The sequence below is a fragment of the Tardiphaga sp. 37S4 genome, assembly GCF_021044645.1.
GTDB classification, from domain to species: domain Bacteria; phylum Pseudomonadota; class Alphaproteobacteria; order Rhizobiales; family Xanthobacteraceae; genus Tardiphaga; species Tardiphaga robiniae.
This window is the reverse complement of the sequence record NZ_CP088008.1, coordinates 3,310,927-3,334,685: the sequence shown is the minus strand read 5'-3', so window position 1 is coordinate 3,334,685 and position 23,759 is coordinate 3,310,927. Positions and strand designations below refer to the sequence as shown.

Here is a 23,759-nt window from a genome sequence, read left to right as displayed (position 1 = left end):
GCATGCGTCTATATGTGATTGGCGGCGAGGGGCAGGTCGCCCGCGCGCTGCGGGAAGCGGCCGTGGGCCGTTCAGACATCGTGTTCGGCAGCAGCAGCCGCGCCGAGCTGGACCTGCTGAATCCTGCCTCCATCGACCAGGCGCTGGATGCGTTTCGCCCCGATGTGGTCATCAACCCGGCGGCCTATACTGCCGTCGACAAGGCCGAGGTCGAGCCGCAGCTGGCCTTCGCCATCAATCGCGACGGTGCCGGGGCGGTGGCGGCGGCCGCCGCCGCTCAAAACGCGCCGGTGATCCACTTCTCGACCGATTACGTTTATGATGGGAAGAAGACGGGCGCCTACGTGGAGAGCGATCCGGTGGTCCCGCAGGGGGTCTATGGCCAGTCCAAGCTGGCGGGCGAACAGGCGGTCACCGCCGCACATCCCCGCCACGTGGTTCTGCGCACCTCTTGGGTCTATGCGCCGTTCGGCAGCAATTTCGTCCGCACCATGCTGCGGCTGGCCGCAGAGCGCGACCGGCTACGGGTGGTAGACGACCAAGTCGGCTGTCCGACCTATGCGCCGGATATTGCGGACGCGGTGCTGGCGATCGCCGAGCGCATCGCAGGGGAGCGCTGGCGCCCGGAATATGCCGGGGTTACGCATCTGGCGGGGCCAGACACGCTGACGTGGTGCGGCTTCGCCCGCGAAATCATGCGGCAATCCGCGCTGCATGGCGGGCGTTCCGTCCCGGTCGATGCCATTTCCACAGCCGATTACCCGACGCCGGCGGCGCGGCCGGCCAATTCGCGGCTGTCGACGGCGAGGCTGGCTGAGGTGTTTGACATCCAGCTGCAATCGATGGAAACGTCCCTTGCGAATTGCTTGGATCGTCTCCTGCAATCTTAGACGAGGGTGGGTTTTTGAAGGGCATCATTCTAGCCGGCGGCAGCGGCACGCGGCTTTATCCGATGACGCTGGTCACGTCGAAGCAGCTGCTGCCCGTCTATGACAAGCCGATGATCTACTATCCGCTCAGCACACTGATGCTGGCCGGAATCCGCGAGATTCTGATCATCTCCACCCCGCACGATCTGCCGTTGTTCCAGGCGCTGTTGGGCGATGGCGCCCGCTGGGGCCTGTCGCTGTCCTATGCCGAGCAGCCGAAGCCGGAAGGCCTGGCGCAGGCCTTCATCATCGGTGCAAAGTTCGTCGAGGGCGGTCCATCCGCGCTGATCCTCGGCGACAATATCTTCTTCGGCCACGGTTTGCCGGACCTCATGGCCAGCGCGACCTCGCGCGCCTCCGGTGCCACGGTGTTCGCCTATCATGTCGCGGACCCGGAGCGTTACGGCGTGGTCGCCTTCGACGCCGATGGCAGGGCCACCTCGATCGAGGAAAAGCCGCTGCAGCCGAAATCGAATTTTGCAGTGACAGGGCTGTATTTCTACGACCAGCACGTGGTGGATATCGCCGCCAACATCAAGCCGTCGGCGCGGGGCGAGCTGGAGATTACCGACGTCAACCGCGTCTATCTGGAACGCGGCATACTCGGCGTGCAGAAGATGGGCCGCGGCTTCACGTGGCTCGACACCGGCACGCCGGATAGCCTGATGGAAGCCGCGGAGTTCGTCGCGACGCTGGAGCGGCGCCAGGGGTTTCGGATTGCCTGCCCAGAAGAGGTGGCGTTCAACCAAGGCTACATCGACCGCGACCAGCTAGCGAAGATCGGCGAAGAGCTGGGGAAGAGCGAGTACGCGAAATACGTTCGTGGATTGGCTGCGGGGGCGTAGGCGAAGCCAAACTCGCAATGTACCAAGTTCGAGAAGCGTAACATCTGCGCCTGCGTTCGCATAAGGTAAGAAATGAAAGTCGCTGCGGTCATCCCTTGCTATCGGGTTAGCAAGCACATCATTGATGTCGTCGAGCGAACGTTGCCGGTCGTCGACATGATCTATGTTGTCGACGATCAATGTCCCGAAGGTTCGGGCGCCCTTGTGGTAGAGCATTTTCCTTCCGCGAAGGTCCGCGTCATCCAGCATCAAGTCAATCAAGGCGTCGGCGGGGCGGTTGTCTCGGGTTATCGCGCCGCCCTAGCGGACAATATCGATGTCGTCGTCAAAGTCGACGGCGACGGGCAAATGGATCCGCTGCAGATCGCATCATTGATTGCACCAATCGTTGCACGCCGTGCCGATTACACCAAAGGCAATCGATTTTTCAATATCGAAGATCTACGTCAAATGCCGTTTGTCCGAGTGTTGGGAAATTCGGCGCTGTCGTTCGTTAACAAGATCTCGACCGGCTACTGGAATATCATGGACCCCACGAATGGCTTCACGGCAATCCACAAGTCGACGTTGAAGATGCTCGATCTGGATAAGCTGGCGGCGCGTTATTTTTTTGAGTCCGATATGTTGTTCCGGCTTAGCATCGTTCGCGCTACGGTGCGTGATGTATCGATGCCGGCGTTCTATGGCGATGAGCAGAGCAATCTTCGTATCAGCAAGGTGCTGTTCGACTTTCCCGGAAGGTATCTGCTCAATTTCTCTAAACGCTTCTTCTACAATTACATTCTGCGCGACGTTAGCATTGGGACTATCGAAACCATCGTAGGAATTTTCCTGATGGTTTTCGGCGTGACCTGGGGGGTGTACAATTGGATCGGCAACGGTATGCACGGTGTCGAGACGCCGGCCGGAACGGTGATGCTGGCGTCGTTGCCGATCATCCTGGGCTCGCAGCTGCTGCTGGCCGCAGTGGCATACGATATTTACAACGTCCCCAGCGAGCCGCTGCAGGGCGGCGCCTGACGAAGTCGGGGGATCGCTGGAAACACCAACGTCGCGGCAGGTCGCAGTCCTCTCGGACGGCCAGCTAGATCAATGTTGCACGGCATTTTATAATCCTTGCGACAATACGACGGCTATGCCCTAGATGCCGAGGTGACAACCTCCGGCGCAACCGGTATTGAAGGTCGCTGGCAGGCTTGCTGACAGGATTACAAAGCTGAGCTTATGACCGAGAATATTGCATTTCTGACTGGAATCACAGGCCAAGACGGAGCGTACCTGGCCAAGTTCCTCGTCGACAAGGGCTACGCCGTGCACGGCCTGCTGCGCCGAAGTGCGTCTGCAGATGTGGTCGCGAGTCGCCTCAAGTGGATTGGTGTCGATGGTCAGGTGACATTGCATGACGGCAATTTGACGGATCTCTCCAGCCTGATCCGAATTCTCGGCGATGTTCGGCCCTCCGAAGTTTACAATCTGGCGGCGCAATCCTTCGTCAAATCGTCTTGGCAACAGCCGCTACTGACTGGCAACGTTACAGGGATGGGTGCGGCCAACATGTTGGAGGCCGTGCGCATCGTTTGCCCGGAAGCGCGTTTTTACCAAGCGTCTTCGTCCGAAATGTACGGGCTGATTCAGGAGCCCATTCAGTCTGAGACCACGCCTTTCTATCCGCGCTCGCCGTATGCAGCGGCAAAGCTTTACGGGCACTGGATGACGGTGAATTACCGCGAGAGTTTCGGCATGCACGCCTCCAGCGGCATCCTGTTCAATCACGAGTCGCCGCTACGCGGCATCGAGTTCGTCACCCGGAAAATCACTGCCGCTGTGGCGCAGATCAAGCTCGGGCGGCAAAAGACACTCTCGTTGGGCAACCTCGACGCCAAGCGCGATTGGGGGCATGCTCGCGACTACACCAAAGCCATGTGGTTGATGCTGCAGCAGGATGTGCCGGACGATTACGTCATCGCCACGGGAAGGACGACGTCAGTCAGGGAGTTTTGCTCGCTGGCATTCGCCTGCGCCGGGCTCAATATGGAAGATCACGTTGTGATTGATCCGAAGTATCTTCGCGCGGCTGAAGTCGATGTCTTGCATGGGGACGCTTCAAAGGCCCATTCCCGCTTGGGCTGGAAATCCGAGACGACCCTAGAGCAGTTGGTTGCGGAGATGGTGCAAGCCGATCTTACGCGGTTCAAGCTCCATGAGCATCTGTGATCCATCACATGTCTTCTCAGCCTCGGGTACTAATCACGGGAGCCGGCGGATTTGCGGGGCCGCATTTGGTAACCGCGCTCCGACGTGCCTATGGGGAAGCGGTTTCGATTTTCGGTACAGCCCTACAAGCGCATGAGCATCCTATCGTCGGGACGATTTCCGCACTCGACGTGACTGCCCCCGCGGCGGTTCGCGAGGCGATCGCACAATACAGGCCAAGTCACATCGTCAACCTCGCGGCGATCGCTGCACCGTCTGCGGCGAATGCGGATCCGGCCGTGGGCTGGCGGGTTCATCTGGATGCGACCCGCAGTATAGCGATGGCCATTCTCGACGTCGCTCCGACCTGTGTTCTGGTGCATGTGGGATCCGGGCTGGTCTATGGCGACACTGCGAGGTCGGGCATGCCGCTCGATGAAGACGCGGTGCTGGCGCCGACAGATGAATACGGCGCGTCGAAAGCGGCGGCCGATCTCGCGCTAGGCGCGCTGGTTACGAAAGGACTAAAGTGCATTCGGTTTCGGCCCTTCAATCATACCGGGCCCGGACAGACCGATGCTTTCGTCATCCCCGCATTCGCCATGCAGATCGCACGGATCGAAGCCCGCCTCGTTCCCGCGGTCATGCGTGTTGGAAATCTCGAGGCGCGCCGGGACTTTCTCGATGTCCGTGATGTCGCGGATGCCTATGTCCTGGGTATTCAACGCAGTGACCACTTGGAGCCCGGCCTGATCTTGAATGTGGCTTCCGGGATCCCGCGCAAGATATCCGACATTCTGACGATGTTGTTGTCCCAGACTGAGATGAGCATCGCCGTGGAGGTCGATCCGGCGAGAGCGCAGGCTTCTGGCCTTAGCGTTGTTGTGGGTGACGCCACCAGGGCACGCCACGTCCTCGATTGGACGCCGGGGCACGATTTCGAGACAACGGTTCGTGACGTTCTGAACGATTGCCGATCTCGCTTAGAATTGTAAATTCAACCAACCACAGTATCTCGCGCAGATCCGTTGAACCAGGTCACGAGTACAGCTTTAACGTTGATCCGAAGTATGCTGACCTTATAAAGCTTTCTAGAAAGATCCCAACCTTTTTGACAATCGTTTGAGTAAAGGATTTCGCGTGTCGGTTAAATGCATTTCATCTTGTTCGTTCTGGCTCCCTGAACGATCAAGCGTGGGTTCTGGTTGGGCCGAGCATGCACCGTTTGCCTTCTGGTTGATCGATGCTTACCGTCCGAAAACTATTGTCGAGCTCGGCACGCACATGGGGTACTCGTTCGGTGCCTTCTGCCAGGCGGTTGAGAATTTGAACATCGACACCCAGTGTTATGCGATCGACACCTGGCAGGGCGACGTGCACGCCGGACGCTACGGCGATGTCGTGTATGACGAACTGAAAGCTTATGTCGATGGCCGGTATTCCGGCTTCGCCCATATGATCCGTTCGACATTCGACGACGCGCTAGCGAGCTTCGCAGATGGATCCATCGATCTGCTACACATTGATGGGCGGCACTTTTTCGAGGATGTCAGCCACGACTTCCACTCGTGGATTCCGAAGTTGAAACCCAATGCGATTGTGTTGTTTCATGACACCAACGTCCACGAACGGGGGTTTGGCGTTTACAAGCTTTGGGCCGAGCTAGCGCAGAAGCATCCTCATTTCGAGTTCCTGCACGGCAACGGTCTTGGCGTGCTGGGAATGGGGAGCGAATTTCCGCCGGCTGTCCGCGATCTGTTCGACGCCGCCAGCGGCGCAGCCGCAGACGGTGTCCGCGACAGCTACAGCCGGCTCGGGGCTGCTGCGTCGGACCATTTCGAGATGACCGTTTTCATGACTTCTGAAGTTGCCGAAGCCAGGGCGCGGAGGCTTGAAATTCTGCTCCAGGAAGCGTCCAAGCGTGCTGTTCAGGGAGCGGAACGGGAAGCCAACGCAGTAAAGGTCATCGAGACGCTCACGACGAGGGCCGATGCCGCGGAGCATTCGCTCCGAGTCATGCAGAGCAGCATCGCAGTGCGCATCTTGTCCCGATTGCGCGGCATTGTTCTGCGGTTTCCTCTCGTCGCAAGAGTGCTCCGTCGGATCCTGCTATTGGCTTGGAGAATGCTCAGGGTGTTGCGCGGTGCAGCTCGAGGCGCATTGCGTGGCAACCCGTCTGACAGCCTGATCGCACCTCGGAAGGAATATTCGTTCGCAGATGCCGCCGCCATCCAGTTTCCCAACGCGTCGGAGCCCGTGGTCTCGATCGTCATTTCCACCTATGGTCAGGCGGATCTGACGCTGGCTTGTCTCGCGTCGATTGCGAAGTTTCGGCCACGGTGTGCGACCGAAGTCCTGGTTGTTGACGACGCGTTTCCGGATGCGGCCGAGGCGTCGCGACTGAAAGCTGTCAGCGGAATTCAGCTGTCGCGCAATGAGACAAATCTCGGGTTCTTGCTGAGCTGCAATCGCGCCGCCGAGCGGGCAAACGGAAAATATCTTTATTTCCTGAACAACGATACCGAACTGCGCCCGGGCGCCATCGACGCTTTGGTCGACAGGCTGGAAGCGCATGCCGATGTCGGCATGGTCGGCTCGAAGCTGCTGTTTCCTGACGGAAAGCTGCAGGAAGCCGGCGGAATCATGTGGAAAGATGCATCCGGATGGAATTACGGCCGCGGTCAGGATCCCGCGCTGCCGGAGTTCAACTACGTTCGCGAAGTGGATTACTGCTCCGGTGCCTCGATCATGGTTCGCCGCGATCTGTTCGCCAGCCTGGGCGGATTCGATGAGTCGTTCGCCCCCGCCTATTACGAGGACGTCGACTTGGCCTTCCGCATTCGTGCCCGCGGGTTGAAGGTCTTGTACGAGCCGCAGTCGGTCGTCATCCACCACGAAGGCATGTCGCACGGCACCGACCTGCAGCAGGGCGTGAAGGCCCATCAGGTCGTGAACCAGGCGCGGATGATGGAGCGTTGGGGCGCCGATCTAGCGAGCAACAACTTTGCCAATGGCGAGCGCGTGATTCGAGCCAGGGACCGTGCGGCGGCGCGGAAGCTCATACTTGTGATCGACCATTATGTTCCGCAACCGGACCAGGACGCGGGATCGCGCAGCGCCATGGGCATCATTGACAGCTTGGTAGACGCAGGCTGGGTGATAAAATTCTGGCCGCACGGCCGCGGCTACGATGATAAGTATACGCCCTTGCTCGAACAGCGGGGCATTGAGGTGTTGGACAACCGCGCGGCCGGCGATCTTCCAACCTGGATGAAGCAGCATGGCGAAGAATTGGACCACGTCCTGGCGATCCGGCCGGATGTCGCGGCTTATGCAATTCCGAGCTTGCTGGGCACAACCAACGCCACTCTAAGTTTTTACGGCGTCGACTTGCATTTTGCCCGGATGCGGCGGCAGGCCAAGCTCGACGGCGATGCTCAGGGCGAAGTCGCCGCAGGTAGAATGGAGCGCCTCGAGCGCCGCGTCTGGCGCAACTTCGATGTCGTCATCTATCCGTCGGAGGAAGAAGCCGCCGTGGTGCGCGAAATATCGCCAGGCACGGTTGCCTGCGGGATCGTGCCGTTCTTTTTCGACCAACATCCGCCGCATCCGTCGCCTCCGCTGGGGCGAACGCTCCTGTTCGTGGCGGGCTTTGCTCACGCGCCCAACGTCGATGCCGCCAGATTCCTGGTGGATCAGATACTGCCGGAACTCGAACGTAAGACCGGCTCCCTCAAGGTCATTCTGGCGGGCTCCCGTCCAACAGCCGAAGTGCTGGCGCTGGCTTCGCCAAACGTGAAGGTCACTGGCTATATTTCGGACATCGCCCTAGATGAGCTTTACCGAAGCTGCCGTGTCGCCGTGGCTCCGCTTCGGTTCGGTGCTGGCGTGAAAGGCAAGGTGATCGAGGCGCTTAGCCGTGGGCTGCCGCTGGTGACCACGTCGATCGGTGCGCAGGGCATATCGGGGCTGGCGGGCATCGTCCCGGTTCACGACGATGTCGTGAGTCTGTGCGACGCTTTGGCGGGCCTGCTGACGGATGATACGGCCTGGATTACCCAATCGGCGGCTCAACGAGCTTTCGCACAGGAGTTCTACTCGCGCGACAGCATGGCACGATCCGTACTTTCGGCGCTCGACCACGGCAGGAACGAGCGGCCGGCCAGCTGATCCTCAAGTGACTGGACGGTCGTTCGCCAGTTACTGGCAGGCGGCCGTCCGCAGTTTACTCTGTCGGCCACGATCAGGGACGCGCGTGCAGCTCATAAAGTGCAAGCCATCCGATGCGCGTGATCAAACGCCCCTTGGTCTGTAGGTAGGCGTCGGCGGCTTTTTCGAGCGGCGTCACTCCGGTGGTGTTGACGACGACGCGGGAGGGGGCGATCTGCGCGATCAATTTCGCGAAATCCTGTTCGCTCTTTACGGCGGAAAAATCGGCGGCGTAGCGCGAGTTGTGCCATGTGCTGTAGATGGCCGTCCCCGTCAGTAACGCGCCGAACGGGTTGCTGACATAGAGAACCCGCGCTGCGGGGCCGGCCTGTTCATTGATGACGCGGTTGACGATGCGTTCTGGCGCTTGAAAGAATTCAAGTTGACGACGAGCGTTCTCGTCGCAGCACGCGGCCAGGTCGGAGATACCAAGCACGCCGGCGCCGGCCGGCATCTTGTAAAAGTTCAACCCAACGATGACGACCACTAGGCAGGCGAGCGGAATCTGCATTAGGCGAACTTTGCGAATGTGCTCGATCGCCAGCGCGACGGGCACCATCAGCAGCGGCACGAAGATCATTAGATAGCGCACATATTGAATCTGCGCGGCAAAGGTGATCCCGAAGAAGAGGCCAAGGCCGCCGCAGAAAAGCGCGGTCCGGTTGCGGCCCGCCAGCGCCGCGACAAGGCCGGCGGCAAGAAATACAAATAGCGTGAAGCCGAGCGCGCCGTTATAGGCCTCGACAAAATTGCCAGTGGCGAAGGTGGCGTCGTAGAGAAACGTCACGGAGAACTTGCCGATCCAGCGGCCATCGACAAAATTGACTGGCGGAAAGAACGGTGACTTGAAAATCTGGTTATAGAACGGAAACACCGGGTTTCCCGTCTTCAGCCACGCGTAGTAGTACGGCCATAGCGCAACGACGCCGGTGGCAAGCGTGATCGCCACGACAGGCATCAATGATCGCGGCGTCCTTCTGCCGCGCAAGCAGAGCGCGAGGCTGATCGCTCCGATTACGACCGCAGCGATGGCGCCATGGAGTTTGACCATAGTGGCACCGGCGAGGAGCATCATGATCGCCAGATGATCGCGCCCCAGGATGCGAAACGAGGCGACAACCATGGCGAGGATGGCGGTCGTCAGGAACAGCGCTACCGTGTTCTCGACGAACAGCGTCGACGATTCGATGAAAGTCAGCGGGATCGAGACCAGCAGTGCAATCGCCCAGACCGATACCGAGCGGGAACAGATGCGGGAGATGATTTGGAACGTCGCCACGCAGGTAAAAAAGAACGCGGCAAAGTTCAGAAGACGGGCTGCGGTTTCACCCTGCAGCATAAACATGTCGGCATAGAGCATGTCGGCGGCGTTCGGCATGAACGAAAAGGCATTGCCGGGATCGTAGCTCCAAGCGTGATGCGCCGACATGAACGATGGGATATAAAGATGCGATAAGAGGGCGTCGAAGAAGCGATCCGGCAACGCCACCATCGCCAGATGCATCGATAGGATCACGACGCACACCACCAGTCCCGCGTTTCGGACGACGTCCCCGTAACCCGGCTTTGCCGGCGGCGCGAATGCGCTGGCCAATGACGACCGCAGCTGACCACGGATCGTTGGCTTGGCGGCGGCCAGCAGGATCGGCAATCCCAATACGACCGCATGGGTCGCCGCCATGTTGACGGGAATTGACGCGACCATCGTGAACAGCATCGCGTAGATCGACCAGCCCGTTACAACAGTAATGACGTCTTCAGCCGGATCTTGTCGGGTTCTGAAGCGCTGCAACGTGAGCATGCCGAGACACCACGATGACAGCAGGAAGAGTAGCACGACAGCGGTTGCGGCCGGTCCGCATATGGTTGTGGTGAATGCCAGCAGCAACAGGGCCAGCACGGTTTCCGCCTTGCGCCCATACCTGGCCGCTGCAAAGCACGCGGCGATCGCAAGCAAACCGACAACGGCGAAAAGGAGGCCCGTCTGATTGACCAGCAGTCTCTGCCAGAGCGACTCGGCGAGCAGGTTGGATTGCACCAGTCCAAAGATGCCGAGCGCGGTACTGGCAATGAGGACGAGGGTGGGAATGTCGCGGATCGCGCTTGCCCACTTTGGTGCGTGCATCGGTGGTGTGTCAGAGGGCGGCGGCGATGTCGTAGGCGGCGTCGCCTTCGCAGGAGGCTTTGCCGCCGCACCGCCTGTCGCGGTGGCCGTCGAGCCTGACCGCCTGGCTAGGATCGGCAGGCTCCACGGGTGTTTATGCAGGATTCCCCATTCCGGCACGTCCTGCTCGAAGAACTGGGTGTTGACGAAACCCGCGTCGTCGAGATGGCGTTGCAACGCGGCTCGGCTGTACACGCGCATTTCCAGCGTCGTACCGGGTCCGCCGTGAAACACGAGGTTTTCGTGAAGAGTATGCCCGCCATCCCTGCTGCGGTTGACCATCACATAGTCATCGGCAAACCGGACGATCTCGAAATTGTGCAGTTCCGGGAAATGCTCTTTCGTCTGTTCTTCGTTGGTGAACGGGACGGTCAGGATCAGCACGCCGCCGGGCTTGAGGACGTCGAGCGCATGCTGAAACGCGATCTGCGCCGGCGGGGGCACGTGTTCGAAGACCTCGGTCGAAATCAGAAAGTCGCAGCTCGCATTGCGATCGCCTACCGGCTTGCAAATATCGAAGAACGGCTCCTGGTGATAGTAGGTGTTAGTATAGTCGAACTTGTCAGCCAGCGGCACGGCGTAGCCATCCCAATCGGAAAGCCCGATGCCGGTGATCTGCGGGCTCACCGGGAAGTCCGGCAGCGCCATGGAGCGGCCAAACAGACTGAGGCTGAGCAGATGAACAATGCTGCGGAAGCGTACTGAGGATCCGCACTGTGAGCAGGACGGGACTTCCCGGTCGATGGTCTCGACCGGGATCCCCTTGGCCATGTGCCCGCAGACGTTGCACTTAAAATCCATTTTGTCTCCGGCCGTCATTGGACGTCGCTGTCGTTGGATATCGCGGTTACACCGCATGAATTGCGGAGTGCGGTCAATATCCAACTACCTTGCGCGTGGCGACATGGCTCGCTATGCGATCGGCGTTTGCCATAATGGTTAGGGTGTGGGACTTGGCGGGCAGGCTCGGCAGACTCGCGCCGTCGACCGCGAACACGCCCGGCATGCCGGCGACTTCCCCGAATGCATCGGTCTGTCCGGGTTCGGGACAGGCCTTCATCGGAAGCGATCCTGCGTAATGCACGTCGGTGCCCGGCGAGCTCAAAATGCACGCGCCGGGCGGTACGATGCCGCCTACGGCCAACATCGCCTTCCTGAGGCTTCGGCTCACGGTTTGGAACGCGGTGTCGAGATCGGGGGAGAACTGGCCGCGAACATGCAGGCTGCGGTCTTCCGAGAGGGTGAGCCGGTGCTCGGACAGGGAACCCGGGAAGAACACGTTGCCGACCACGCATGATGCTAGAAAGTGCCGCATGACGTCGATGCCGTACCGCTTCGTCAGTGGGAGGAAGTCGAGGAATTCGCTGACCGGAAGCCCTTGCGTCGAGAACAGCCCGGCATAGGCCGTATCTTCGCCCTGGTCGGACGTGAACGCCATCGCCAGTTGCGAACTGGCAAAGCCGTCCTGCTGCGCAGTGCCGAGCGCGCGCGGCATCCACGCCAGAAAGGCTGCGGTGGGATTGGAAAAGAACCGCACGGGTTTGCCGACGAGGTCGAGATAATCCAGCACGAAGCGTGTACTGGCGATGCAGCCTGCGGCAAGGAGGATCGTCCTGCCGTGGACTTCGAACGCGGTGCCTGAACGCCGGTCATGGACATGCACTGTCCACGCGTCGCCCTGTTTGACGAGGCGGTCGGCGACAGTGCCGTCCAGATGCCAGAGGTTCGAGTTTTTCTTCAGCGCGGCCAGATCGAAGCGGGCATTGTACAGGGCGCCGCGGGAGCAGCCCCACAGGCAGTTGCTGGAAAGGTCACAGCCGAGACGACCTTCAAAATCGTCCGCGAGCGCGGCCATGCGCGGCCGGCCCATTTGTATGTTCAATTGCCTGAATTTGGCGATACACGCTTGGTACCGGGCGAGAATGCCGGTGTGGATTTCATCCAGCGCAATGGGCCGCTGAGCCCATTCGTCCAGACCGAAGAAATCTCGAAGATCGTCGTTGCCGCGGCCGCTGACCCCGATGCGCCGTGTGACGCGCTCGTATGACGGCAGCAGGTCATCTGCAGCGAATGGAAACGCCGCAAGGTCCTGGCTGCTGAAACGCGAGACGCCGCAGCCCCAGGCGTTCGACAGGCCGCCCGTGGCGAGGGATCCGACGGCACTGAAATTATCCGTGTGGATGCGGTTCTCGCGCTGGAAGTCCGAGAACACGCTAGCCAGCGCCGGAACTCTAAACTTTGGCGACGACAGCGCGCGGGTTTTCAGCGCATGGAAATCGCTGCCCAGCATCCAGCGCCACTGATGCGGGTCAGCGCTCCGTGCGTCCGAATACCCTGCCGGTGGCAGGGTCGGCGAATGTCCCAGGTCACCGTCAATCATCAGCACCCGCAAGCCGCGATTCAGCAGCGGAAACGCAGCCGATACCCCGGCCGGGCCGGAGCCCAGGATGATGGCGTCGTAGAGATCCGTCATTGTGCGGGGCGCTCTAACGCTTTCAGGACAATTGTCAGCGGTCTCGCCAGGATGAGGCTGCCGATACGCATGAGACTGTCCTTCGCCACCGCTGCTCCTATCGCGAAAAGCGCCATCACCGGCCCAACCGGCCTGTCCCGCATGAAGCGCTTCGAGCCGAGCGGCGATGCTTCGGCGATCAGGACCGCACAAGACAGTCGCGACCTCAATCTTGAAGCTTTCTGTTTAGCGGCGGCGCCTTCGAGTGCAGCAATCAACACCGGAAACTGCTCAAGGATTGCCGGAAAGGCGATAGGTGCGTCAGCGCCATAGAGCGCAGTCACGGCATTCACGTAACGGCGCAGCAGCGAGGCGGGCGGCGATTGGCGAAGAATGTAGGTCAGCAGGACTCGTGCTTCGCGCAGTTGGCGTCGCAACTGTCCGTTTCCGCTGCGATGCATGCCGTCTTCGAGCGGGCGAAGGCGGAGGCCCAATCGCTCGAGATCGACCGACGTGCGCATCTCCCCCATTGCGTACAGAGATTGGATGCGGCCGAGATCCGGAGCGCGGGGAAAAACGGCGGCAACCGGCGTGATCAGTGAAAGCAGGAACGCCGGGAACGGAACGAATATCCGCCCCGCGCGAACATAGTCACGCGCCAAGATGCGAAGGAACTGCGTGAAGGTGATGGAGGCGTCCTGCGCCAGGTTGATGATGCCGGCACTGCGTCGCTCGACTGCCTGGATCAGGCCGGAAGCGAGATCGTCGACGTGAATGGGTTGTACCATGGGAGCTGGCAGGAACGACGGCAGGACAGGCAGGCTTTTGACGAAGCTGTACAGCTGGCCGAACAGCCCTCGAGGTGTTCCGCCATAGACGAGGCCAGGGCGGATAATACAGCCGGCGGTTTGCTGCATGATCTGTTCGACCTGCCACTTCGCGCGGCCATAATCGGTTGCTGCATCGGGAGATGCCGTCTGGCTCGACACAAAAACGAGTGGAAGGTTGTTCTGTTGGGCCGCACGGATGATCCGGGTCGCGGCGTTCACCTCGCTGGCGACGTCGGTGCGAGTTCCTGCCTGCGTATCTGCGGCAAGATGGAGGATGGCGACGCATCCGGCCGGGATGTCGATCTCACCCTCATCCTTTAGGTCATAGTGCTGAAAGCCGACGCCGGTCAGGTTCGGCTGCCGGCGGGAGAGGGCGACGACGCCATACCCACTCGACCGGGCCGCGCGCACGGTCGAGCGGCCTATGTATCCCGTCGCGCCCGTGATGGCGATGACGCCCTTCTGCGGCGGCGATGGATCCGTCATTCTCAGTGGCTTCCGCGTCTTCGATGCACGCACTTAGCACGGCGTGTCGCCAAAAGGCGTGCATTTTTGCGGCTTTAGCAGCGGCTGCGCAAGAGCATTGTGGGAACGTGCCGGGCGGGCGACACCCTAATCATACGCACTAAAGGCTTCCGCTTGAGGCCATAGCGTTTCTGCGATTTGCTGGAGTTGTGCGCTTTTCTCATGGGTCATGTTTTGGACCGCAGCAGCCAGCCTGGCCGCGCTGCCGGGCAGATCTTCGCGGTCGATGGCGACGACGGCACCCCTGTCGGCCAGGTCGATGCAACCGGGCCCCTCAAGGGTGGTGGCCACCAGCTTTCCGGCCAGAAGGGCTTCCCGGATAACCGAATTGGTATCCTCCCCAAATGCCATGCGGATGACGCCGGAGGCGCCGATCAGCCAGTCGTCGTAATTTTGAACCGAGCCCGGAAACACGATGCTGCCGTCGCTCCGCGCCTCGTATTCGGTCTGCAGCACATCGATGGCTGGGCCGTCGCCGATGATTGCCAGACACGCATCGCCGTCGAGTTGCGCGCGCGTCAGTTCGAACAATGCCACCGCTTCGGCATGCCCCTTTTGGGCAATGCCGCGACCCACGGATACGAACGAGAACGTGGCAGGATAGAGCTTCGGGGCGTCGCTTTGCCGGCGCGTGACTGGGTAGACTTGGTCGCGCAGGCGGGGAGGATGTAGGCCAAAGGCGGCGTAATCGTTCCACAGCAGCACATTGAGGTAGAAACGCTGGTAGCGCCTCGCAAAGATCCAGAACAGCGCCTGGATTGGGAAGGGAAGCTGACTACGGTTGCAATCCAGCCCGGCGCTCACTTTTGGCGACTGCCAAAGCTTTATCATCGACGCATAGGCAAACGCTGCGAACAGCTTCAAATGGATGAAATCGAAGTGTGCGCTATTTCTGCGATAGAATTTGAAGAAGGCCAGAAACGAGCGCGGATCGAGAACTGCGACGTAGCTGTACGGCCGCCCGGTCAAGAAGACGACCTCGGCGCCGGCTGCCCGCAGGCGCTCGGCGTAAATGTCGTTCCTGAAGATGGACACGATCGTGACGCGGCTTTCGTTGCGCACGAACTTGCAGTAATTCAGGACGAACTCCTGCACGCCGCCAACGCCTAGATGATCCAGAATAAAGCAAATGTTTCTTTGCAAGATGAATCTCCGGCCGGTTCGATGCGTCAGGCGATACGCGGGCGGCGCTGTTGCAATGTCAGCGCACACCACAGCGCGCCGCGGTGATCGCGCTTTCTGTCATGATGCTCCTGCCAGAAGCGCTGGAGCGTGCGCCTATCCAGCATCGGTGCATGGCCAAGAACGTCTTTCGGCATATCGCGCAGCCAGCGCGCCAGCGGAATGCCGAAGCCTTTCTTGCGCCTCTCAAGCAGATTGGCCGGCAGGCGCTTCGCCGCCGACTTCCGCAGAATCCACTTCGTCACGCCGCCGCGCAGCTTGACCGATGACGGCAGCCGCCGCGCGAAATCGGCCACATCGTTGTCGAGGAACGGCGCCCGCACTTCAAGGCTGTTGCGCATGCTGGCGCGATCGCTTTTCACCATGATGTCGTCGGCGAGATAGAAGTTGGTGTAGAATTCGAGCGTCCGGTCGACCAGACCCAGACTTGCAGAATTATCCCAGGCGGTGATGGCTTCGCTGTACAGATCCTCAACGTCGACCGGCTCTGCCAGCAGCTCCGTGATATTGGACGGGGAGGCGGGGCCGAGCCAGATCGGATTCCATAGCGCCGGCCGTAGGCCGAGACCGCGCAGGCCGCGGTTGAGCTTGAAATCGAGGCTCATGTTGCGGTCGGACGGCGGCATCCGCGCAGCCAGGGCGGCCAGGGCGGCGTGGACGGGGCGGGGCACCGCGCGGTGATAAAGCTGGGCCCTCGCGAGAACCTTGAAGGGATCGTAGCCGGCAAACAATTCGTCGCCGCCGTCGCCGGACAAGGCCACGGTGACATGGCGACGGGCGAACTTGCACAGTAGATAGGTCGGCAAGATCGAGCTGTCGCCGAGCGGCTCGTCGATAATGGACGGCAGCTCGGTCAGCAGCGCCCGGGCGGTGTCGAGATCACACATCTCGGTCCGGTGATGCGAGCCGACATGCTGGGCCATCTGCGCGGCGTAGACCGACTCGTCGAAGCTTTCTTCGTGGAAGCCGATGGCGAAGCTCTCGATGCTTTCCGGCGGGCGCAGCTGCGCCGCGTGGCTGAGGATGGTACTGCTGTCGAGGCCGCCGGACAGAAAGATGCCGAGCGGCTTGTCGCTGTCGAGGCGCAACGACACTGACTTCGTCAGCAGGCCGTCGAGCTCCTCGGCCCAACGGTCGAGGTTGCCTGCTGGCGCGGCATCAGCCTCGATGGCGAAGCGCCAGTAGCGATGCAGCCGGCTCTGCTGGGTCTTGATGTCGATCTCGAGCGCATGCCCCTGCGGCAGCTTGGCGATGGCCTTGTAGGGCGTGAGTGGGGCCGGGAAGAAGCCGTAGGCGAGATATTTTCGAATGGAGGCGGGGTCCATCGCGGCAGCCGAATGACTGGGATGGGCGAGAATGGCCGAGAGTTCGGATGCAAATACGATTCCGCCGGGGCCATGCCCGTAGAACAGCGGCTTCTCGCCGAACCGGTCGCGCGCCAGAATGAGACGCGAGGTCCGCCGATCGAGAAGCGCGAAGGCGAACATGCCGTTCAGCCGTTCGAGAAGATCGAGACCCCATTCTTCCCAGCCATGCACCAGCACCTCGGTGTCGCTGTGATCGCTGCGGAACACGTGCCCGCGAGCCACGAGCTCCGTCCGCAAGGCGGCGTGGTTGTAGATCATGCCGTTGAAGACGACACCGACGAGACCATCCTCGTTCCACATCGGCTGCTGGCCGAGCGCGATGTCAATGACGGCCAGACGGCGGTGGCCGAGATACACGGCATGGTCGCGGTCGATGAAGCGACCTTCGCCGTCCGGGCCGCGATGGGCCAGAGCATCGGTCATAGCCGTGAGCAACGCCTCATCGCCGCGGCCGATGAAGCCGGCAATGCCGCACATTCAGGCGGTCCTCTTGCCGTCCGGGGCCTCTCCGCTTTGGCCTATCACGCTGCGGACGGCGTATTGCGTCTTGCCCTGGGACTCGAAATAGATCCGGACCAGCACCTCGGCCAGAAGTCCCAGCAGGATGCACATGATGCCGGTCATGGCGCCGAACATCGCCATCAGCGGCAGCGGCGTCTGAATGAAGGAGACCTTGCTGAACAGCTTCAGCCATACCGCGTAGATGGTGGCAAGGCCGCTTAGCGCAAAGAACAGCGCGCCCACGCCGCCGAACACATAGATCGGCTTGGTATCATACTGGGTCAGGAACTTGACCAGCAGCAGGTCGAGCAGCACCTTGAAGATGCGTTCGAGGCCGTATTTCGAGGTTCCAAAGCGGCGTGGATGATGGTTCACCACCATTTCGGTGATCTTGGCACCCTGCCATCGCGCGAAGATGGGCACGAAGCGGTGCATTTCGCCGTAGAGCCGGAATCCCGACAACACGTCGCGACGATAAGCCTTCAGCGAACAACCGTAATCGTGCAGATGGACACCGGAGATCACGGAGATGAGTTTGTTGGCAATCCGGCTCGGGAGAACCCGGCGAAAGCTTGCATCTTGACGGTTGCGCCGCCAGCCGGATACAACGTCAAAGCCCTCGCCGATCTTGGCAACCAGTCGGACAATATCCTGTGGATCGTTCTGCAAATCGCCATCCATCGGAACGATGATGTCGCCCCGAGCATGATCGATTCCTGCCATCAGGGCGGCGGTCTGGCCGAAATTGCGTTGCAGGTCGACAAGCCTGAAGTTCTCGGGAAAACGTTGCACCTGATCGGTTAGCTTCGCGACGGTTTCGTCGCTGCTGCCATCGTTGACGAAGACGATTTCCCAGCGCCACGGCGCTGTCGTCAGCGCCTCGGACAGCTGCTCGCACAGGGCGTCCACGCTCTCCGCTTCATCGTACATGGGGATGACGACTGAGACCATGGAGCCGGTCTGTCCGTCTTTATTCAGGAGCGGCGATTCCGAACCGGCCGCAGTTACACGTGGAGAAACGGGCACGTTTTGCATGATTAGAGGCTATTAGAAGAGTGACTGGGTGATTGCAAGCGGAGGACGAGCGCAGGGGCTTCCAGGGGCAGCCATAGCCTTTCTACGGATGCTCCGGTTCGACCTCTTTGCTGGTCGGTAACAACATAAGGATAGCGCCCACGACGACCATTGCGAGTTGCAGCCCGAGCAGCGCGAGCGACAGCGCAAGAGCCTGATCGGTAGCGATGCCGAAACCTCCGAGCATTCCTACGAGGGTGACATCGCGCAGTCCAATGCCTCCGATCGAGATCGGCAACAGCAGGACAAGGGACATCACGCAAATTACGACTGCCCAAGTGGCCAAAGATAAGTTGATTCCAAGGGCCGATCCCAGCCATGCGCAGTTAGCGACTACCACGCCTTGAAATGCGAGTCCCATAAGGACCGACGCAATGAGTATTCGCGGGGTCGATGAGGATACGCGGGTGGCCCGTATCGTGTCGCCGAACTGGCGGCTGATGCCGGCTGGCAGCCAGCCGAGTAGACGGTCAGCGTTAGTTTCGTTGAGGCAGAATATTGCGAGCAGAGCTGCCAGCAGCATCGCCATCGCCGCCGTCAGTGTCGGCGCTATGACCGGATCGAGATGCTGCGTATTGAGCAGCAAGCCGCCGATACCGAGGATCAGAAGCCCGACGAGCCCGGTGATGCGGTCGAACAGGACGGCGGCAACGATCCGGTGCAGTTCGGCGGGCGAGCGCAGAAGGTAGCCCGCTTTTGCGATATCACCGCCCACCTGTCCGAGGAAAACCACGCTGTAGATCTGGGAGATGATGCTGACACGCAGGATGGCGCCCACTGATCGTTCGGTCAGGAGTATCTTCGTCTTGTAAGCCTGCACGAGCAAAGCGAAAAACGAGACCGCCGTGATGGCTGCAGCAAGCAGCGGCGGCAGCGAGAGCAGCCTTTTCCCCGCTTCCGCCACATCGACTTTCAGGCTGATGAGCGCAAACAGCGCTATGGTCGTAAGCAGCTTGACGATCGGATTGCCGATGAACCTCATCTGTCTTCGCCGTCATTTGAATTGCTGCGATAGGGCGCGGACGTCGGGCCCCGTCGGTTCACGCCTTGCGCCGAAGCACAAGCACGAACGGCGTCTCCCAATGCAGCTTGATGCCGAGTTTGATGACGGCTTGATCGAGGTGGAGACGCTTCAGTAGGCGAACGCCTTGCTTCACGGTGCCGACTCCGTTCCACTCCGAAAACTGCAGACTGTTGATGCGCTCGCGAAAAATCTCCTGACCAGTCGAGACGACCTCGATCTTGTTCCTGAGAGGCAAAAGCCAGGCCATCAGCTTACCGTGGGTGATGAATTGCAGCGTGTCTGCGAATTCGGGCGAGCGGCCACGCAACCGGGCGATGATCTTGAAAAGCCATTTCGGCGTATGCGGTAGCATGAAGAAGTTGTAGTGCCCCTCCCACCACGATCCATAATTAGGAAAGTTGATGACGGCGACCCCGCCGGGCTTCAGTACACGGGCGATCTCCGATAGTACGGCCTTGGGGTCTTGGGTGTGCTCAAGACAAGAGACGGAATAGATCGCATCGAAACTTGCGTCCGCATACGGCATGGACTCACCGATACCTTCCTCGATGACCGAGCCTGTTATGCCGGCCGAAGCCAGAAGCCGTCGCGAGATATCTAGCGTGGCGGCGTAGGGTGGCAATCCGGGCTCGATGCCGTGACAGTCGCAAACATTGTTGGTGCGGCAGTAATAGACAAACGTGCCGAAGCCGGAGCCGACTTCGAGCACGCGGGATTCCGGGGTAATGGACGCAAAGCGGCTCAACTCGCGGACCTGCTCGGCGCTGCGTTCGACTGAGACGAACTCACGCGCGAGGCGGTCGATCGGGGTCTTACAGAAATCGGAGACGTGGGTGTCGGTCAGGAAATTTTCGATATCCTTGACGAAAATATCTGGAACCGGCGTAGCCATCTAGGGGACATCCTTCACATCAACAGCGCTCATTAATCCGGTCCGCGCGGCTTGTCGATGTATAACGGACGGTTTTGTCCGGTTGAGCGGCTCGCTTTCGGCTGCTCCCGCCGCAACGATGCCGCCCCATCATGCCGCACGGCGCTACGGCGCAGCAGTGACATCAAAAGGGACGGCGTTGGTGACCAAGCCGGTATTTGTATTGACTACCTTCAGCCAGTGACGCCCCTCTGCGATCAGCAGGTCCGCAGGAACCAGCGCTGAAACGGCTGTGCCATCAACAAATGTCTTGAGAGGGAGATCGTCGAGCAAAATGGCTGCCCCGATCCCCGCCGGCGCGGATAGTTTGGTCCATATCGCCGATTCGCCACTTGGCTGACGATTGAACGGGACGCCGATAGCCGCCTTCTCGGGTCCATACGCGACGATCGCTTCACGTCGTTCAGGGGTGGCTGGCGCGGGATCGCGAATCCAGACCGTCCCCATGCCGAAGGACACGGAGCGGGCATAGGTCCGCCTGATATAGTCCATGTATCGCGCAGCCCAGACGTCAAATCGAGAAATCTCGGTGTGGTTTGGTGCCCAGTCGAGCACGATCACAACCGGCGGCCGCACCTCCAACGTCAGGGCGATGGCGCGATCGATCCACCCCGGATAGAGGAGCGGTGTGCCGTCATCGACGTAGTGCTCCTTGAACAGCAGCCGTCGGTCCGTCATGAAGGCGAAGCCGGCGCAGTAAGGCACACAGACGATCCGGTCTCCGGGCTTGGAATTCTGCTCGATCAGCTCGAAAATATCGGTGTAGAGCCGCTTCTGGTCCGCGGACACGAACTGGCGGACGCCGTTTCGACCGGCAAAAACGGTATCGCGCTGCGCTTGCTTAGGGCCCCAGCCACTGTCGTCGATAAACACGCCATATGCCACAAACAGGCCCATCTGGACCGCAATGACAACCACCGCGGCGGCCTTCAGCAACCGTCTGACCGGTGATGTGGATGTGAGGTCGCGGGACAGCCAGAGCCTCACACAGACTACCAGAATGGTGTAGGCGTGCATGAAGCTGATGAAATGCACCCAGTCCGGCCTGAACAATGCAAAACCCGGCCATTGCACGGCCGCGATCATCAGCAGCGACAACCGAAGCCGGTTGTCGGCGGCAGCCGCGGGCACCAACACCAGACGGCAGGCGAGGTTCAATCCAACAACGACCAGCACCGCCGAACTCGAATAGATCAGGAAAGAAAAGATGCGTTGCGGAAGCGTGCCATGGATGAGTGCGCCGAGCGGCAGGATCTTGAGAAACGATGCAGTCTGCTTGCCGGAATCCTTGATGACGTCGTCCATGCCACCAGCGTGGCTGAGGAAAAACAAGAGACGCCAGGGGTAGCTCAACAGGTCGGCCAGAAAGGGCTGCAGATATCCATCGAAAGCCGCGTGCAGAATGACCGGCGAAAGCGTCAAGAGAATAATCACGGCGCTGACAGCGATCATCTTCAGCAGATAACCGAGACGCGCCGCTGGCGCGCTCGGGGTCTGCCAGGCGCGCAGCATCAGCAGGATTCCTAGTGCCGCCGTGTAGAGGTAACCGAAATCCGGCCGCAACGCGAAATTGACGCCGATCGCGGCCGCCGTTGCGGCCAGCGGCCAGAATTCCCGTCCGTTCTCCGCTCTTGCAAAGCAGATCAGCGGATAGGCGAACAGCGCAAGGCTGAGCATGCGGATCGCCGAGGCATAGAACGGCGGTACGCAGAGCACGCAGAGAAATGCGATGCCAGCGGCGATGGCACTGCCGGACGCTTTTCGTGCGGCGAGCCAGATCAAGCAGGCGGAGGCGAAGATGACGATTTGAAAGACCGCAAGTATGGCGCCGAAATGAGCACCCCAGACGCGAAACACGCCGATACCGAGGAAGTACCACAGCGGGCCGTATCCGACGGCATCGCCGAACTTGGCGCCGAGCGTCAGCTCGCGGACGTACTGCGCGTAGGAACCCATATCGCCCCAGTCGAAGCCCAGGCGATAGGCATCTCCGTAATAGATAAACGCGAAGATGCTGGCCGCCAGCAGAAAGGCCAATTCGGCATAGCTTGGGAGATAGCCGTCGGTCGCGCGCGGCTCTGTTCGCGAAATGGCTGCGCGCGCCATGGTTGAGCTTCCCACAGGATCCGTTGGTGACGTCCGCCCAGGCGGGAGACGCTGCAAGCCGCCGCTCCATGAGCAGGCCTTGTATGGGAGACTGACCGGGGGGCTGTCAATCAACTGCGCACCGGCGCGCAGACTGATCGAATGATTTTCTCCACTAGCCATGATGGAGCGTTTGCGACATGGTCCGCGCGATTCAAAAGTTGAAGTCTGGCCGATGTCGAAGGTCCCGCGATTTTCGAGGGATGTTGAGCATGGCATTCTCAACCCAGCGTTGGTGTCGGCAAAATGGCTTACCGGATCCCGTTCAACCGGCCCTTGGCTGGTCCACGCGCAATTAAATACCTTACCGACGTCTGCGGAGCGGAGCATTTGTCGGGTGATGGCCGCTTCACCCGTCTGTGCCATGAATGGCTGGAGGAGCACATTGGCGTGCGTCGCGCGCTTCTTACCACCTCAGGCACATCGGCGCTGGACATGGCGGCGATCCTGGCCGACCTAAAGCCCGGCGACGAGGTCATCATGCCCTCGTTCACCTTTAGTTCGTCGGCGAACGCCATCGTGCTACGCGGCGCCGTACCGATATTTGTCGATATTCGCGAAGACACGCTGAATCTCGATGAGCGTCTGATTGAGGCGGCGATCACGCCCAGAACCCGCGCGATCATGGTCGTGCACTATGCCGGTGTCGCCTGTGCCATGGATCCCATCATGGACATTGCGGCTCGGCACGGCCTCGTGGTGATCGAGGATGCCGCTCAGGCGATCTTGTCCAGCTATCGCGGCCGGCCGCTGGGGTCCATCGGACAGACAGCGGCCCTGAGTTTTCACGAGACCAAAAACATCAGTTCGGGCGAGGGCGGCGCGCTGCTAATCAACGACCCGGCGATCGTCGAGAAGGCCGAGATCATTCGTGAAAAGGGCACCAACCGGACGGCTTTCGCGCGCGGCGAAATCCAGAAATATACTTGGGTGGATCTGGGTTCGAGCTATCTGCCCAGCGACATTATCAGTGCCTTCCTCTGGTCGCAGATGGAAATCGCGCAGGACCTGACTGCAAGGCGCGTCTCGCTTTGGAACCGCTATCATGCACACTTTGCCGAACTGGAGCAGGCAGGCGTTCTTCGTCGCCCCTACGTCCCCGAGGACGTCGTCTTCAACGGGCATATCTACTATCTGTTGTTGCCGGACCAGGCAAAGCGGGACGCCCTGATCGCGGCCTTGCGCGCCGAAAGCATCAACGCCGTATTTCACTATATCCCGTTGCACAGCGCACCGGCTGGCCAGCGTTTCGGCCGCACCGATGGGGCGCTGGTTCACACGGACGATCTCAGCGCCCGCCTCGTGCGCCTGCCGCTGTGGATCGGCCTGGACGAGGGTGTGGATGTCGTCGCCGATACCGTCAAGCGGATGTTGTCGCGCTGATAGCG

16 protein-coding genes are annotated in these 23,759 nt (G+C 60.5%); 7 read left to right on the top strand and 9 right to left on the bottom strand.

Going from position 1 to position 23,759, the window contains the following annotated elements:
- Nucleotides 1-2 precede the first annotated feature (2 nt).
- From rfbD to LPB73_RS15955, 6 genes are all read left to right on the top strand, one after another.
- Complete coding sequence (gene rfbD, locus LPB73_RS15980) at nt 3-890, top strand: dTDP-4-dehydrorhamnose reductase (RefSeq protein WP_231077490.1); 888 nt, start codon at nt 3-5, stop codon at nt 888-890.
- A 14-nt stretch (nt 891-904) separates the two neighbouring features.
- On the top strand, nt 905-1,774 hold the full coding sequence (gene rfbA, locus LPB73_RS15975) for a glucose-1-phosphate thymidylyltransferase RfbA (RefSeq protein ID WP_231077489.1): 870 nt from the start codon (nt 905-907) through the stop codon (nt 1,772-1,774).
- Between the two features lie 72 nt (nt 1,775-1,846).
- The gene (locus tag LPB73_RS15970) at nt 1,847-2,794 is read left to right on the top strand and encodes a glycosyltransferase family 2 protein (RefSeq protein ID WP_231077488.1); all 948 of its coding nucleotides are present in this window, start codon (nt 1,847-1,849) and stop codon (nt 2,792-2,794) included.
- 204 nt (nt 2,795-2,998) lie between these two features.
- On the top strand, nt 2,999-3,988 hold the full coding sequence (gene gmd, locus LPB73_RS15965; RefSeq protein ID WP_231077487.1) for a GDP-mannose 4,6-dehydratase: 990 nt from the start codon (nt 2,999-3,001) through the stop codon (nt 3,986-3,988).
- 8 nt (nt 3,989-3,996) lie between these two features.
- Nucleotides 3,997-4,962 (top strand): NAD-dependent epimerase/dehydratase family protein, encoded by a 966-nt coding sequence (locus LPB73_RS15960; RefSeq protein WP_256461195.1) that lies wholly within the window; start codon nt 3,997-3,999, stop codon nt 4,960-4,962.
- 199 nt (nt 4,963-5,161) lie between these two features.
- Nucleotides 5,162-8,137, top strand: coding sequence for a class I SAM-dependent methyltransferase (locus LPB73_RS15955; RefSeq protein WP_231077485.1), 2,976 nt, complete (start codon nt 5,162-5,164; stop codon nt 8,135-8,137).
- Between the two features lie 73 nt (nt 8,138-8,210).
- Here LPB73_RS15955 and LPB73_RS15950 read toward each other — a convergent pair whose 3' ends face one another.
- The 9 genes from LPB73_RS15950 to LPB73_RS15910 form a co-directional block, all read right to left on the bottom strand.
- On the bottom strand, nt 8,211-11,225 hold the full coding sequence (locus tag LPB73_RS15950; protein ID WP_231077484.1) for a methyltransferase domain-containing protein: 3,015 nt from the start codon (nt 11,223-11,225) through the stop codon (nt 8,211-8,213).
- Nucleotides 11,215-12,813 carry a GMC oxidoreductase gene (locus LPB73_RS15945; RefSeq protein ID WP_231077483.1) on the bottom strand — a complete coding sequence of 533 codons (1,599 nt, stop codon included), beginning with the start codon at nt 12,811-12,813 and terminating at the stop codon, nt 11,215-11,217. The genes LPB73_RS15950 and LPB73_RS15945 overlap by 11 nt, the downstream gene beginning before the upstream one ends.
- A complete protein-coding gene (locus LPB73_RS15940) occupies nt 12,810-14,108 on the bottom strand; it encodes an NAD-dependent epimerase/dehydratase family protein (RefSeq protein ID WP_231077482.1) in 1,299 nt (432 codons plus the stop codon). The genes LPB73_RS15945 and LPB73_RS15940 overlap by 4 nt, the downstream gene beginning before the upstream one ends.
- 126 nt (nt 14,109-14,234) lie before the next feature.
- A complete protein-coding gene (locus LPB73_RS15935; protein ID WP_231077481.1) occupies nt 14,235-15,290 on the bottom strand; it encodes a glycosyltransferase in 1,056 nt (351 codons plus the stop codon).
- Nucleotides 15,291-15,316: 26 nt separating this feature from the next.
- On the bottom strand, nt 15,317-17,173 hold the full coding sequence (gene asnB, locus LPB73_RS15930; protein ID WP_231077480.1) for an asparagine synthase (glutamine-hydrolyzing): 1,857 nt from the start codon (nt 17,171-17,173) through the stop codon (nt 15,317-15,319).
- Nucleotides 17,174-18,232 carry a glycosyltransferase family 2 protein gene (locus LPB73_RS15925; protein ID WP_231077479.1) on the bottom strand — a complete coding sequence of 353 codons (1,059 nt, stop codon included), beginning with the start codon at nt 18,230-18,232 and terminating at the stop codon, nt 17,174-17,176.
- A gap of 82 nt (nt 18,233-18,314) precedes the next feature.
- Nucleotides 18,315-19,253 (bottom strand): lysylphosphatidylglycerol synthase transmembrane domain-containing protein, encoded by a 939-nt coding sequence (locus LPB73_RS15920; protein WP_231077478.1) that lies wholly within the window; start codon nt 19,251-19,253, stop codon nt 18,315-18,317.
- A 58-nt stretch (nt 19,254-19,311) separates the two neighbouring features.
- Nucleotides 19,312-20,187: a class I SAM-dependent methyltransferase gene (locus tag LPB73_RS15915; RefSeq protein WP_231077477.1), complete on the bottom strand. Its 876-nt coding sequence runs from the start codon at nt 20,185-20,187 to the stop codon at nt 19,312-19,314.
- A gap of 144 nt (nt 20,188-20,331) precedes the next feature.
- A complete protein-coding gene (locus tag LPB73_RS15910; RefSeq protein WP_231081284.1) occupies nt 20,332-22,737 on the bottom strand; it encodes a hypothetical protein in 2,406 nt (801 codons plus the stop codon).
- On the opposite strand from LPB73_RS15910, the gene rffA reads away from it, so the two are divergent.
- Nucleotides 22,618-23,754 (top strand): dTDP-4-amino-4,6-dideoxygalactose transaminase, encoded by a 1,137-nt coding sequence (gene rffA / locus LPB73_RS15905; protein WP_231077476.1) that lies wholly within the window; start codon nt 22,618-22,620, stop codon nt 23,752-23,754. The two genes, LPB73_RS15910 and rffA, sit on opposite strands and share 120 nt — an antisense overlap.
- Nucleotides 23,755-23,759 lie beyond the last annotated feature (5 nt).

What these genes read in the sequence shown, in the direction of transcription:
- rfbD (WP_231077490.1), top strand. Translation starts at nt 3, where the DNA reads ATGCGTCTATATGTGATTGGCGGCGAGGGGCAGGTCGCCCGCGCGCTG.
- LPB73_RS15970 (WP_231077488.1), top strand. Translation starts at nt 1,847, where the DNA reads ATGAAAGTCGCTGCGGTCATCCCTTGCTATCGGGTTAGCAAGCACATC.
- gmd (WP_231077487.1), top strand. Translation starts at nt 2,999, where the DNA reads ATGACCGAGAATATTGCATTTCTGACTGGAATCACAGGCCAAGACGGA.
- LPB73_RS15960 (WP_256461195.1), top strand. Translation starts at nt 3,997, where the DNA reads ATGTCTTCTCAGCCTCGGGTACTAATCACGGGAGCCGGCGGATTTGCG.
- LPB73_RS15945 (WP_231077483.1), bottom strand. Translation starts at nt 12,813, where the DNA reads ATGACGGATCTCTACGACGCCATCATCCTGGGCTCCGGCCCGGCCGGG.
- LPB73_RS15940 (WP_231077482.1), bottom strand. Translation starts at nt 14,108, where the DNA reads ATGACGGATCCATCGCCGCCGCAGAAGGGCGTCATCGCCATCACGGGC.
- asnB (WP_231077480.1), bottom strand. Translation starts at nt 17,173, where the DNA reads ATGTGCGGCATTGCCGGCTTCATCGGCCGCGGCGATGAGGCGTTGCTC.
- LPB73_RS15925 (WP_231077479.1), bottom strand. Translation starts at nt 18,232, where the DNA reads ATGCAAAACGTGCCCGTTTCTCCACGTGTAACTGCGGCCGGTTCGGAA.
- LPB73_RS15920 (WP_231077478.1), bottom strand. Translation starts at nt 19,253, where the DNA reads ATGAGGTTCATCGGCAATCCGATCGTCAAGCTGCTTACGACCATAGCG.
- LPB73_RS15915 (WP_231077477.1), bottom strand. Translation starts at nt 20,187, where the DNA reads ATGGCTACGCCGGTTCCAGATATTTTCGTCAAGGATATCGAAAATTTC.
- rffA (WP_231077476.1), top strand. Translation starts at nt 22,618, where the DNA reads ATGGCTTACCGGATCCCGTTCAACCGGCCCTTGGCTGGTCCACGCGCA.
- LPB73_RS15910 (WP_231081284.1), bottom strand. Translation starts at nt 22,737, where the DNA reads ATGGCACAGACGGGTGAAGCGGCCATCACCCGACAAATGCTCCGCTCC.